Raw genomic sequence first — 13,963 nt, 5'->3', positions numbered from 1 at the left:
TAAGCTTTTGCTTTTTTTACAATGCCCTCAACTGCTCCATCTGCCCCGCCATAGTAGCCAACTGCCCTTCCAGCTCTTCCAGCTTCACCTTCTCAGCATCGACTACTTCCGCAGGCGCTTTACTGACAAAGCCTTCATTACCCAGCTTACGGCTAATGCCATCGGCTTGCTTTTGGAGCTTCTCTTGGGCTTTACTCAGACGGCTTAGCTCAGCAGTCGGATCGATGAGACCTTTCATCGGGACGAGTACACGCAAGCGACCAACCATACTCGATGACGATAGCGGCACTTCGTCGCCTTCTTTTAGGATGGTTAAGCTCTCAACTTTGGCAAGCGCTTTGAACTGGTTTTCAATACGGTTTAAACGCTCGATTTTTTCGCTGGTGATATTCTCTAGCAGCACTGGCAAGCGTATCGCATTACCCAGTTTCATCTCACCACGGATATTACGCACGCCAGCGATGAGCTCTTGCAGCCAGTCCATATCGGCTTCGACTTGCGCATTGATTTGTGCCTCGTCTACTTGTGGATAGTCGGCAATGACGATGCTGTCGGTGTTTTTACGATTTAGTAATGGCGCGATGGTCTGCCAGATTTGCTCGGTCAGATATGGCATGATTGGGTGGCTAAAGCGCAATGCCGTCTCAAGGACGTGCAGCAATACATAGCGGATTTGTGCTTTGCGCTCATCTGATACCGAGTCATCATTGAGACTGGCCTTGGCAAGCTCGACATACCAGTCACAGTATTCGTTCCAGATAAACTCATAAATATCATGGCTGACCATGTCCAAGCGATACTGAGCAAAATGCTGATGGATATTTTTAATGCTTGAGTTTAGGCGACTCATAATCCATTTTTCGGGTAATTCCCATACCTCAGGATTAGGCGCTTGGTCGATAGGCAACGCGTTACTGTCTTTATCTATACAATTCATCAGCACAAAGCGGCTGGCGTTCCAGATTTTATTACAGAAGTTGCGATAGCCTTCGACACGTTTTAGATCAAAATTAATATCACGACCAGTACTGGCCAATGATGTAAAGGTAAAGCGCAGCGCATCGGTACCGTATGCTGGGATACCTTCTGGAAACTCTTTACGCGTTTGCTTTTCGATTTTGGCAGCGTCTTTTGGGTTCATCATGTTGCTAGTACGTTTTTCGACCAGCGCTTCTAGATCGATACCATCGATGAGGTCGATAGGATCTAAGACATTGCCCTTGGATTTAGACATCTTTTGACCATTACCGTCACGCACCAGGCCATGTACATAGACAGTCTTGAACGGTACTTGCGGCGTGCCATCTTCGTTTTTCACGAAGTGCAGGGTCATCATAATCATGCGCGCGACCCAGAAGAAAATGATGTCAAAGCCAGTGACCAATACGCTGGTCGGGTGGAAGGTTTCTAGTACGCGCGGATCAGCGTTTGGGTCTGCCCAGTCAAGCGTACTAAAGGTCCAAAGACCAGAGCTAAACCATGTATCGAGCACGTCATCATCTTGGCGTAGCTTTACATCGTCGCTGAGCTTATATTTGCTACGGACTTCGGCTTCATCACGGGCTACATAGATGCCGCCTGTCGCATCGTCATACCACGCTGGGATACGATGTCCCCACCACAGCTGACGGCTGATGCACCAGTCCTGCAAGTTGGTCATCCATGCCATATACATGTTTTTATATTGAGCAGGGACAAACTCGATGCTGCCATCTTCTACCGCCTCAATCGCAGGGCCAGCGAGCTTATTAACCGCGACATACCACTGATCAGTCAACCACGGCTCAACGACGGTACCGCCACGCTCCGCACGCGGGGCTTTCAGCGCGTAATCTTCGACTTCCTCTAACCAACCTTGCTCGCCTGCTTGCTCGACCAGATACTTACGCGCAGCGAAACGCTCAAGTCCGGCATAGTCGCTTGGCGTGGTCTCAAGCGTAGGCTCACGCGTTTGCAGATCAGGATAGACCTCCATTGCAGGCAAGATATTGGCGCGCTCATCAAGGATGTTGATTAATGGCAAGCTATGACGACGACCAAGCTCATAGTCATTAAAGTCATGCGCTGGAGTGATTTTTACACAGCCAGTCCCAAAGTCGCTCTCCACATAATCATCAGCGACGATAGGCACGATACGACCGGTCACTGGCAAGGTAATGGTCTTGCCAATCAAATGCGTATAACGCTCATCGCTAGGATTGACCGCAACAGCAGTATCGCCAAGTAAGGTTTCAGGGCGCGTGGTCGCGACCACCAGATAGTTTTTACCGTCTTGAGTGGTTAGGTCTTTATCGGTGAAATGATAGCGGAAGTGCCATAGGCTGCCCTTTTCATCAACGTTCTCAACTTCCAGATCAGACAGTGCAGTTTGGAACTTTGGATCCCAATTCACCAAACGCTTACCACGATAGATAAGACCATCATCGAACAGACGCACGAATACTTCTTTGACCGCATTGGATAAGCCATCGTCCATCGTGAAGCGCTCACGCGACCAATCGACCGAGCTGCCCAAACGACGAATCTGACGAGTAATATTATCACCCGACTCTTCTTTCCACTCCCAGACTTTATCGATGAAGTCTTCACGAGTCATGTCACGGCGGCGAATACCCTCAGCTTCCAAGCGACGTTCAACCACCATTTGCGTAGCAATACCAGCGTGGTCAGTACCTGGTTGCCACAGCGTATTGTCGCCATCCATGCGGTGATAACGGGTAAGCGCATCCATAATGGCGTTATTGAAACCGTGTCCCATATGCAAGCTACCTGTCACGTTTGGTGGCGGCAGTGCAATAGAGAACGACTCATCCTTATCAAACGTCGGCTGAAAATAACCACTGTCTTCCCACCCTTGATACATGCCCGCTTCTACCTCGCTTGGGTTGTAGGCATTCTCTAATTGGTTAAGGGCAGCTTGGATAGACTGGGTCAGGTTGGTATTAGTATTGGTTTTAGAGATACTCATAATAGAAGGATCTTTTGTTAATAATGAATGTGGTCAGACAAATACGTCGAAAAATAGGTGAAATAGTTAATAGAGTGATTTTAACGCAGATAGCCAGATTTTGTTAGAGCTAAGGCAATTTATAAAGCTTGAAGCGAGTCCATTAAACAATTAACAACATCAATCAGCCGAATGCTAAATATAATAAGCTATAGTCTTATTATAAATTGCGTCTGTACATCAAAGCCAACTATCAAAACCAACTATCGAAATTATCCATAAAAATCATAACCTTATAAACAGTGAGCGTACCGTGACCCAAGGCATCGAACCTAAAGACACCGAACATAAAAACGACCCTCAAACGAACGTTGCAGATAATGAGTGCTTAGCTGATAACGATAATGAGCATAAAGATAAGCAGAGTAACGACGAGAGTGAGGACAGTCATGACCAAGAAGACAGTGATATACAGGCAACTGAAAACCTAGAGGACGAGGACTTTCCTGAAGAGTTTAGCGATGAAGACAAAGAGAGCATCAAAAAAGTCGCCAGCGATGACAACTTGAGTCAAGCAAAAAGCTACGCCAGTATCTTGGTCGAACAAGTCATCCATGCCAAAGAAACCTTTGACCGCTCCTTGGGGTCGCTGTTTACCAGTGCTTTCACTGCTGGGCTTGAAATAGGTATCAGCTTTTTTATGATTTTGGCCGCCTTTGCACTGCTCAGTGGTCTACTCCCCAGCGAATATGCAATCGTTTTATCCTCGCTACTGTATCCCATAGGCTTTATCATCGTCGTGATTGGCCAGTCGTTACTGTTCACAGAGCAGACATCACTTTTGAGCTTGCCCGTCCTTAATAAAATTGAGCCGTTAAGTAAGTTGCTGCGCCTATGGGGTATCGTCATTGCTGGTAATATCATTGGCGGGTGTATATTTGCCGCCTTGATGATAGGTCTTGGCATTAAGATGCAGTTATTTAGCGCCGCCGATGTAGACACCTATGCGCACCATGTTTTAGATTATGAATGGTGGATAATCTTTGGCAGCTCAACACTGGCGGGCTGGATGATGGGTGTGGCGGCGTGGCTGGTGACTTCGGCACGCGACACGCTCAGCCGTATCGTCTTGGTCGCTTTGATCACAGGTAGTATTGGGTTTTTGGGCTTACATCACAGCATCGTCGGCAATATCGAAGTATTTGCCGCATTGATATATGGCAGTAGCGTCAGCTTATTGAGTTATTTGACATTTCTATTGGTGGTCTTGGTGGGCAATACTGTGGGCGGTGTGGTGTTTGTCGCTGTACTGAAGAACCGAACTTTCTTATTTGAAATCGAAAAAGTAAAAGAACAAGCGGCAGATGAGAAAAGTAATAACATCATGCGCATCAACGCCCGTCGTCCTTAATGAGGTTTGCGACTCTCGGTACTGATGACGGCAGTGCCGTAAGCAATGGCTTCTACCATGCTGCCTAGCTGGTTAATATTACTGACTTCTAAGCGTAAGCCGTAGATATGATTATAGCCTTTTTCATACGCTTGTGTGCGCATACGCACCACAGCCTCACGGCGGGCACGATCTAACAAGGTCTCATAAGTGGTTAGGTTTTTGCCAAATAAGTTAAAGACACGCGCCACCACCATCTTAAAATAATCTTGCGCGATGACCACACTGCCGAGCACTAGCTCACCTTCACTATGGGCCTCAAGAGCAGGCTTATAAAAACGCTCACTCGATACGACAATATGAGCCAATGATTTTTCTAAAACTGCCAAGCGCGCCAAGTGCTGACGCTCATGACGCGACCCAAAAAACCAACCGACGACAAACAGTATAATGAGCGGTGCGTAGTTGATGAGCATCTGCGTAACAGATTGGTTGTTCATGACACGTCTCTTATCGTAGAAAGGCTTTTTGTACTAGGGTCTGTTGAATATTTAAATATTAAGAACGCTCATATCTAGCGTTCATATAATCAACCAAAAGGATTAAAACGTGGCAAGTCATCAGCGGGTGTTGGTGCTGCGCTCTGTTGAGGTTGATCCGATGGATGATGACCAGACTGGTCATGCGGCGGTTGGTAGTATGTCGGCTGTTGTTGTATAGGAATGGCTTTGACAGCAGTGCCATATACAAACAGCTCTGAGGCACCTTGGGCAATACTAGAGGTTGAAAACCTCAGTCCCACAACCGCATCTGCGCCCAATGCTTCTGCCTTGACGATCATGCGATCTATCGCCTCTTTGCGCGATTCTTCTAGCAGCTCGGTATAAGCCGTTAGCTCACCACCGACGATGTTTTTAAGCCCCGCAAACAAGTCTTTTCCGACATGTTTTGAGCGGACGGTACTGCCATATACCACATCTAGGCGCTCAGTGATTTGATAGTTGGGCAAGTGCTCAAGATTAGATAGTTGCACAGTCATGATGTTACCTTACTTGGTGACTTACAAAGAAGCTGGTTTTAGCATAGGCTAGTTTAAAAAAGCCAGCTTAAAAAATCTGGTTTGATAGGCTCAGATTGGTCTGCAATGTCGATAAACGATGCTCATAGGATACTCATAGACAGCCAGCGTTGCTATGGGGTAATAAACACTGTCTACGAATATGCTACAGGGATTGCGTTAGTCGTTGGTATGGAACAATAAAAACAGCTCGGTCAAATTGCCTTCGATGCTATTGGCCATTTGTGCCATCTTGTCTTCGTCGCTACGCATCTGCGCAAGCTCTGGATCTTCGTCATCGATACCGCTTAGCACGATCATTGGTAAGGTCAATACAGCCACATCTTCTGCGGTGTCTTCATCTTCGAACCAATCGCTGGCTTCGTCGCCATACATAGCATCTACAAACCCAATCGACCACGCCACAATATCTGACTCATCTGAAAAGTCGACAGCAACTTCTGCATCGCCAGCATCTTCACCAAACGGCAGCTCGATAGGCGTCTCGTTCTTTAGCTCAGCAATGATGGCGTCGCGCCAACGGCGAATACCGTCAATGACGTTTTCTGGAATTTCTGCCACATGACCTTCAAACAGCGCGTCTATCCAATTTGGTAATGGGCGTCCGATGACGGTGGCCGTCAAGAACCCATGGGTCGCGACACTATCGAGCACATACTGGCTCTCTTGGCTGTCTAAATAATCCAATAGTTCGTCGAAGCTTAAGGGGTTACTCATAAGGTGTTTTTCCTTGGTCGATAGGTGATGTAATGACTGATTTTATAACGACTGACGTCATAATCTCTGGTTTCAGCTTAGCACAGTTAGACGGCGGCAATATGTTTTGGTGTGGCTTGTAAGCCTGCTCTGACTCGCTCGCGATTCATTTACGCACACTCTAAGCTAAGACTTAGATATCGTCATTGTCGTCCCAGTCATCATCAAAGTCATCGTCGTCATCTTCGCCTAAGTCATCCAAATCATCTTTTAACGCTTTTGCCAGACGCTTTTCTTCTAGCAGGTTATCAATCAAACGGCGCTTTTCAAGACTGCTTAAGCGAGTACGGACACTACTCTCTGCTTCTTCGACCATTTTTGCGTCATCATCATCACCAAAATCATCATCAAAATCATCATCGATATCAGAATCACTCATGACAAACTCCTATATATGGGGCAACAAATTCAAAATATATTGATATACCTATGCCTTATAAAGTCTATAACGTGCCTTGTCAATCCTTTTTACTCAAATGAGCAGTTTAGTCTGATTTTTGTGGACATTAACAGGCAAATAGCGAGGCGATTACTCTTCTTCATTTCCAGTCATGAGTACCGCATTACGCACTTCTGCCAAACGCTGTATCATCGAGTCATTAGCACCGTCGAATATCGCGCACTCACGCTCATACACAGTTGTCGGCCGCTTTAGGCTCTGCACTTGTACATAATTGCCAATTTGCTTCAGTCCAGCATTCGGTAATAGAATCAGCATCTGCTCTTTTTTACCCACGCTCTTTAGCAGCTGCTTCATAGCATCACTTTGAGCATCGTCACTGACGCCAGCCTTGGCAGGTAAGGCAAAACGTGACAGCTCAATATGCTTATCATGGATGATTTTATTGAGCATAAGATAAAGCTTGCCCAACATCACCCCTGCCAGCGCCACCTTAGCATGGCTATTATCTGCCTTTAAGACTGCATAGGCGCCGCTCTCATCAAAACGAGGCTCATTCATAGCGCTAACACCAAGTAGGAGAGGCTGCTGCAGTAGCTCAGTCAGCGCTTGGTTCAATAATTGTGTACATAAAGCCAAATATGGCATGCGCATCTCAGGGGCGAGGCGCTCTAACATATTAAACTCATCATGGAACATGATCTGCACCTGAACGGTGTCAAAAGTACGTGTAGCAGATAGCTTGGACGCAGAGCTGGTGAATTTATTCATGCTGGCGCTATCAGTACTTGCTGCCAAATTTTCGGTACTGCTAGAGCGGTTACCACTGGGTACACTCTTATCAATATCAGAGCCATCACTCGGATGCTGTGTACTGCTGACAGGATCAACGCTCTCGGTATCAGACGTAGCATTACTGGCTTGCTGTTGCCCTCTCAAGTAAGCATTCACCTCGTCATGAATACCTGCAGTGCTGATGGGCTTTTTAACCTGGTTGTGAGCTGCAATATCAGCCGCATCTTTGTCACTATTATTCGCCGCCAAATTATTAACGTCACTCGTCCCTGACTCGCTGTCTCCTGTATGACTCTCTGCTGTATGGTTTTCTGTTGAATAACTCTCATTGGCCCCGCGACCATAAGCCAATTGGCCTGATTGTAGATAGCGTTCGCGATGCAAGTCTTGAATATCACGGCTCAATGCATTGATCTGCTCCTTGGTCGGACGCGCAACATAGCCATATAGCAACCACAAGAATAGATGGAGAATCAGAGAGCCAATGACAAACGGCCACTGCATGGTGATAATCTCACCCTTGCTAATATCCTTTAGCGTCAGCGCCACGCTACCAATGACGGCGTCACCTTTAGTCGCCATTTGCTCAATGGTGTCGCCTTGTTGCATAGGAGCATTGCCTACTGGCACGAGCAGCTCGTCGTTATTATCTTTGATTAAGATCCGTGCAACGTCCTGCTCGCTGGTATAACGATTGGCAATGACACTGAGACTTACGCGATCCTTGTTCTCCAAAGATAGGCGCGCCTCATCGATGAGCTGAGCCACCATCTGTTGGCCTTTTTGCTCACGGATTTTGGTCAGTTGCTGATCAGTACTGATGACCAGCAATAGGGTCTGCAGAAAAAAACTGATCAGAATGATAATGGCAAACAACCCTTGCCGCGGCGCTAAATACGTCATGATATGTTAAACTTTTTTGAATAAAGGAAATTAAAAAAACGAGACAGTCGCTCATTTTTCACAAAAGTGTACTGTTATGTTAGGGCATGTTGAACATTCGACCATCTTTACTATATCACCATAGTGGTCGTCATAGGTTTGGCTATGCGCATATTTTTAATTATCCGCCAAACTCGCCTATTATCCTAGTGATTATATTCGCTATTATCCAACTGTTTTACTTTGTGCGTCATGTATAGGCGACAGACGGTAAAACTGTTATTATTCCTAATCTTATCTGAGCATACAAGGGACAATTGAGCCATGCCAAAAAATACGCCTTATTCGTTACCAAAAGACAGCAAAGCATGGCAACAAGCCGTTGATTCTGTTGCTTCATTGCTGCCCGATGGTACCAACCTGCAAGACTTTGATGCACTGCAATCACTGCCAGTATTTGCACTGATTGTCGTATTGCCCGCGCATGTACCCGCGCTCGACATTCATCAATATGTGCAGTCTTGGGTCGATGAGCAGCCAAACTGGCATTTGGTCACGGTAGCAGAAGACACCGAAGCAACCTTTGTTGATATTGCTGTCCCTGATGTGGCCAATGACAGTGACCCTACTGCAAACACGGGCAACGTACCTTATCAGCCATTTGTTCCTGCACAAGTATTCCGCTATCTATTGGTACCTGTGACCGATACCTTGATGCACCCTGGTAAAAAGACAGCCGCAGCCCACATCATTGATGATCAGCTAACGACTCGCCTGCGTCATGATTTGGCTGAAAACTATAGAGCTCAAGGAGATGAGAACCCCACTATAGACAGCTCAAAACTGGTGGATTGTCACATCCTCTCTGTCGGTCATATGCTGCGTACACACAAACTTGCCTGCTTTGATATGGATTCAACCTTGATTGAGCAAGAAGTCATCGTTGAGCTGGCAAAAACTGCTGGCATCGGCGAGCAAGTCGAAACCATCACTGAGGCGGCGATGCGCGGTGAGATCGACTTTGATGAGTCTTTTGCGCAGCGTGTAGCGCTTTTAGAGGGCATTCCAACTTCAGTATTGGATGAGATTTGTGCGCGTTTGACACTGTCTACAGGGGCGCGCACGATTATCAGCGCCCTAAAGACTTTGGGCTATCATACCGTGCTCGTCTCTGGTGGCTTTACTTATTTTGCCAACTATATCGCTGAGCAGCTCGGTATCGATGAAGTCCATGCCAATCACTTAGACATCGATGAAGGTGAAGTGACTGGCCATATACAGCTGCCAATCGTGAATGGTGCCAAAAAAGCCGCCATCGTTGCTCACACTGCTGAGCGTATGGGCATAGAGATGTCACAAGTTGTCTGTGTAGGTGATGGCGCCAACGACTTGCCGATGATGGCTATTGCTGATTTGGGCGTTGCTTATCACGCCAAGCCTATCGTAGAGGCGCGTGCGGATGCGGCGGTTAATGTCACAGGCCTTGAGGGTGTACTCTATGCACTTGGCTATCCAGCACTTATCCCAGTACAGTAAGACAATATAACCAATCCGCTTTTTATCCTATCCAAACGAAAAAAGCGGCTTTCAGACAATAAAATTGCGATAAGCTAGATTGACACAAATAGCGTTAATCTGGCTTTTATCGTTAGTGGCTTTATTATTCAAGAGTACCATTTGCAAAAGTCAGAGTAACGCGAAAAACTTGCACAAGCACTACATCCATTAGGCTTAGCAAGTTTGACAAGGTTAATCGTACTTTTTGGGTTTGGTATCATTCATTTTAGCCTTTAGAAAGGAATGTCCATGACGGCATCACAATCACCGCGGCCGGATGCGTCGTCTTCGAATAAAAAACCTGAGGAAAAAAAGATAGAAACAGACAAGCCAAAACAGCTAATAGGTGTCTATATCAAAGGCATGGCAATGGGCGCGGCTGACATCGTTCCTGGTGTATCAGGCGGTACCATTGCCCTTATCGCCGGTATTTATGAGCGTTTAATCAATGCCTTGGGTAGCATCGGGCCGAGTCTGTGGCGAGTATTTCGCCAAGAGGGTGGAGTCAAAGGCTTGCTTGCTGTTTGGCGGCAGGTCGATGCAACGTTTTTATTGTGCTTGCTGCTTGGCATTGCAACCAGCTTTGCGACCTTAGCAGGTATTATCAAACACCTATTAGACAATCAGCCGCTACTGATTTGGTCATTCTTCTTTGGATTGGTTATCGCTACTGTTGTGCTTTTATTGAGCGAGATCAAACACTGGAACGCAGCGCGCGTAGCATTGTTTATTACTGGTATCGTCACAGCCGTAACGATTAGCAGTCTGCCAATACTGACCACCGCGCCAAGCTTGCCTTATTTATTCTTTGCTGGCGCCATTGCTATTTGTGCGATGATATTGCCTGGTGTCTCAGGATCTTTTATCTTATTGTTATTGGGTGCATATAATGCTGTCTTAGAGGCAGTAAATACGATGAACCTAAGCGTAATCTTTACGGTTATGGCAGGTATGGCCACTGGGCTCTTATTGTTCACACGGGCGTTAAAATGGCTATTGTCACATTATTACCAAGGTACATTAGCGCTGTTGACTGGATTTATCGCAGGTTCGCTAGTCAAAGTATGGCCGTGGAAAGTAGACGCTTTAGGCACTCTAAATAGCGAGGCCGTTCATAACGTCGCACCGTGGCAGTACCCGACTGGTGCACAGTGGTTGGTGACCTTGAGCCTGATGCTACTCGGTGCTGTTTTGGTATCTGCACTGTCGTGGTGGGGACATCAAAGCAAGCGTACCAAAAGCACTGATACCTAAAATAATATGTTTAAAGTCAATGCCTTATAAAAAAATACGTTCTTTATCGTTATAAAACATTGACCAAAATCAGGTAAATATGACGCAAGCCTTGCTGCCTATAGCACCTAAGTATAAGCAGCAAAACTAGGCGTCAACTGTTGTCGCAAAGTCGCTACTACCCCCTTCAGCTTTGCACATTTTGCTTTCATAATGGAGTCATTGAAATTCACCTTATGAATAGCGAGATGAATGATGCTTTTAACCATATTTTCTATTATCGGTACCGATGCATGGAGCAGTAGCGCGCTCCTTGGTTGTGTTATTTTATTAGCCGTTATTGCTGTCATCGCTCTGTCTTCACAGCGCTGGCTACTGTGGTATGTCCTTGGCGGCATTATTTATTTTCTGTCAGTGGAAGTTACCCATAACCTGATACTCAACTGGTTTGCCCTCTCAGATTGGTACAGTTATGTCGCAGCGCTTGCCATCAGCTGGCTACCGCTAGCAGTTTGGGTATTATATCGCGCGCTACGTTACGATGACGTGAGCCAAGCCTTGCAACAAGAGCGCAAGCGGGCTGCAGCACGCTATATCGAGCACACCCCTATCTATGATGACAACTATCAACCGCGTTTTTGATAGCGCCTTATTTTATGAACCAAAACAACCTTTCTGTTGACAGAGCCTTAACCGACTGACACCATCGTCCTTTGCAAAGTAGATATCAACTCTATAAAAAATGCGCCCAATCTTGGCGCATTTTTTGATTCTGATATTCGCTAGCCACAAAACATGAGTCTTCATATTGTTACACGATGCTTAACAGCTCCTACGTAACTACTAAAGAGTTGAAGGTGACTCATGGTTTATAATTTACTTATATAATTGTCGTGAAAATTACTATAAAGTAGCGTCTATTCTCATCAAATCTTTTTTATCAATCCCTTTATATTTATATTTCATGTTCGTTTTTAGGAATTTTACTATGTTCAATATCCCTGTGTTAAATATCAAATCTGATCCATTAGACGTACTACTGGCTGTGGTTGGTTATCGCTTGTCTATGCTTGCTGATAGCGACAACGAAGAAGTACAAAAGCTACTAGCCGATCGTCAAGTAACCATCGAATTTACCAGCGAAGAATCTGACGTTGTCCGTCACTTTACTTTTGACAATGGCAAATTCAGCCAAGACAGCGGCAGCGCTGAAAAGGCTGACTTGAGTATTAAGTTCAAGGACTCTATGACTGGCGTGAAGCTACTCACTAAAGGTAGCCTGCCTGCATTTATGACTGCCGTTCAAGAAGGCAAACTAAGCATAGATGGCGATTACAGCCTTATGATGTGGTTCAACAAACTTGCCAAACACATCGTGCCAGAGGTTCCAGAAAAGTGTGAACCTTATATCCAAAAAATGAAGCCTTATACTTACAAAGCACAGCAGTTTGCTGAGCATTGGATTGGCGTTGCTAAGCATAAACTTGGTAAGTAGTTAGCGGAGCTAACGATTATTTAACGGTATTAAATTCATAAATGTGGATTTAAACGCCAATTAATCGCACTCTGGTTTTCTAAAAGGGTTACGGTATACTACGGTTACCGTAACCTTTTTTATTATCTACTTTATAATACAAACGTTTATAATTTATCTGATTTTATTATCGTCTCATATTTTTTAAAAGGATTTAACTCATGGCAGGATTGTTTTCCATCTCCGAACCCACAGCCCAAGCGGCAGAAGATACATTAATAAAAAACACCGAAAATAACAATCATAAATCTTTTGCGACAGATCTGCTAAACGCAGACTCTGCAAGCACAGAAACAACCTCACCATCGAGCAGACATAGCCGTGAACAGATTGCACAGTTGTTTGATTTGCCATTAATGGATTTATTACTACAAGCGCAAACCATTCATCGGCAGAATTTCCCTGCCAACGAAGTGCAAATCAGTACCTTACTGTCTATCAAAACAGGTAACTGTCCTGAAGATTGTGGTTACTGCTCACAATCAGGGCATCATCGTGATAAAACCAAATTGCAGGCAGAAAAGCGGCTGGAGGTAGATAAGGTCATTGCTGCTGCTAAGCGTGCTAAAGCGAGCGGCTCATCGCGGTTTTGTATGGGCGCAGCTTGGAAGCATCCTAGCGCCAAAGACATGCCTTATGTGGTCGAGCTCATTAAAGAAGTAAAAGAGCTAGGTCTTGAGACTTGTATGACCCTTGGTATGCTCAATCCCCAGCAAGCGACGCAATTGGCTGACGCAGGGCTTGATTATTACAATCATAATCTAGATACCTCGCGAAACTACTATGAGCAAGTGGTCAGTACCCGCAGCTATGACGAGCGCCTTGATACACTGGCACATGTACGCAACTCAGGCATCAATGTCTGTAGCGGTAATATCGTCGGTATGGGTGAGAGCCGTGATGACCGCATCGACTGGGTACATGAGCTGCTAAAGATGCCAAAAGCCCCTGAATCTATTCCGGTCAATCTACTTGTCCCTATCTCTGGTACGCCACTTGGTGACAAAGTCTTGGCAGAAGGTCAGCTATCCGTCTTAGAGTGGATTCGTACGATTGCAGTGACACGTATTTGCTGCCCAAGCAGTTATGTGCGCTTATCTGCAGGCCGCGAAAGCTTATCAGATGCTGAGCAAGCATTGGCCTTTATGGCTGGTGCAAACTCGTTCTTTTATGGTGATAAACTCCTAACAACGGGTAATGCTAGCCAATCAAATGATGACAGGCTAATGCGCGAGCTCGGATTAAGTGCGCAATACGCCACGCCAAAAGCGCCAAAGCAGCTACCTGTTATCGATGCCATGAGCGGTCATCAGTCGCAAGTCATTCTTGCAAGCCATGACCACGTAGTTTAATCAAGTCAGCTACCATTACTGCATAATCTGCGTTAAGCT

12 protein-coding genes are annotated in these 13,963 nt (G+C 45.8%); 6 read left to right on the top strand and 6 right to left on the bottom strand.

Features of this window, described 5'->3' with window-relative positions; translation table 11 throughout:
- Nucleotides 1-16 precede the first annotated feature (16 nt).
- Nucleotides 17-2,968 (bottom strand): valine--tRNA ligase, encoded by a 2,952-nt coding sequence (locus JMY01_RS01130; protein WP_201573767.1) that lies wholly within the window; start codon nt 2,966-2,968, stop codon nt 17-19.
- A 292-nt stretch (nt 2,969-3,260) separates the two neighbouring features.
- On the opposite strand from JMY01_RS01130, the gene JMY01_RS01125 reads away from it, so the two are divergent.
- On the top strand, nt 3,261-4,358 hold the full coding sequence (locus JMY01_RS01125) for a formate/nitrite transporter family protein (protein ID WP_227677617.1): 1,098 nt from the start codon (nt 3,261-3,263) through the stop codon (nt 4,356-4,358).
- On the opposite strand, the gene JMY01_RS01120 is transcribed toward JMY01_RS01125, so the two are convergent.
- The 5 genes from JMY01_RS01120 to JMY01_RS01100 form a co-directional block, all read right to left on the bottom strand.
- Nucleotides 4,355-4,837 (bottom strand): YbjQ family protein, encoded by a 483-nt coding sequence (locus JMY01_RS01120; RefSeq protein ID WP_201573759.1) that lies wholly within the window; start codon nt 4,835-4,837, stop codon nt 4,355-4,357. The genes JMY01_RS01125 and JMY01_RS01120 overlap by 4 nt on opposite strands.
- An 89-nt stretch (nt 4,838-4,926) precedes the next feature.
- Complete coding sequence (locus JMY01_RS01115; RefSeq protein ID WP_201573757.1) at nt 4,927-5,376, bottom strand: YbjQ family protein; 450 nt, start codon at nt 5,374-5,376, stop codon at nt 4,927-4,929.
- Between the two features lie 198 nt (nt 5,377-5,574).
- Nucleotides 5,575-6,132, bottom strand: coding sequence for a YecA family protein (locus JMY01_RS01110; RefSeq protein ID WP_201573754.1), 558 nt, complete (start codon nt 6,130-6,132; stop codon nt 5,575-5,577).
- Nucleotides 6,133-6,304: 172 nt separating this feature from the next.
- Nucleotides 6,305-6,550 carry a PA3496 family putative envelope integrity protein gene (locus JMY01_RS01105; protein ID WP_201573752.1) on the bottom strand — a complete coding sequence of 82 codons (246 nt, stop codon included), beginning with the start codon at nt 6,548-6,550 and terminating at the stop codon, nt 6,305-6,307.
- A gap of 150 nt (nt 6,551-6,700) precedes the next feature.
- On the bottom strand, nt 6,701-8,269 hold the full coding sequence (locus tag JMY01_RS01100; protein ID WP_201573750.1) for a hypothetical protein: 1,569 nt from the start codon (nt 8,267-8,269) through the stop codon (nt 6,701-6,703).
- A gap of 303 nt (nt 8,270-8,572) precedes the next feature.
- Between JMY01_RS01100 and serB the strand changes: the two genes are divergently transcribed.
- The 5 genes from serB to bioB all read left to right on the top strand — a co-directional run bounded on the left by serB (nt 8,573) and on the right by bioB (nt 13,924).
- Nucleotides 8,573-9,784 (top strand): phosphoserine phosphatase SerB, encoded by a 1,212-nt coding sequence (gene serB, locus JMY01_RS01095; protein WP_201573748.1) that lies wholly within the window; start codon nt 8,573-8,575, stop codon nt 9,782-9,784.
- Nucleotides 9,785-10,054: 270 nt separating this feature from the next.
- Nucleotides 10,055-11,059 carry a DUF368 domain-containing protein gene (locus JMY01_RS01090; RefSeq protein WP_201573745.1) on the top strand — a complete coding sequence of 335 codons (1,005 nt, stop codon included), beginning with the start codon at nt 10,055-10,057 and terminating at the stop codon, nt 11,057-11,059.
- Between the two features lie 231 nt (nt 11,060-11,290).
- Nucleotides 11,291-11,680: an AciT family ciprofloxacin tolerance protein gene (gene aciT, locus JMY01_RS01085; RefSeq protein ID WP_227677616.1), complete on the top strand. Its 390-nt coding sequence runs from the start codon at nt 11,291-11,293 to the stop codon at nt 11,678-11,680.
- Between the two features lie 346 nt (nt 11,681-12,026).
- Nucleotides 12,027-12,533, top strand: coding sequence for an SCP2 sterol-binding domain-containing protein (locus JMY01_RS01080; RefSeq protein ID WP_201573743.1), 507 nt, complete (start codon nt 12,027-12,029; stop codon nt 12,531-12,533).
- 200 nt (nt 12,534-12,733) lie between these two features.
- A complete protein-coding gene (bioB, locus tag JMY01_RS01075; protein WP_201573733.1) occupies nt 12,734-13,924 on the top strand; it encodes a biotin synthase BioB in 1,191 nt (396 codons plus the stop codon).
- The last annotated feature ends 39 nt before the right edge of the window (nt 13,925-13,963 follow it).

It is taken from the genome of Psychrobacter sp. H8-1, from assembly GCF_904846575.1.
GTDB lineage: Bacteria > Pseudomonadota > Gammaproteobacteria > Pseudomonadales > Moraxellaceae > Psychrobacter > Psychrobacter fulvigenes.
Note: the sequence above shows the minus strand (reverse complement) of the source record. Positions and strands in the feature narration are given on the sequence as shown.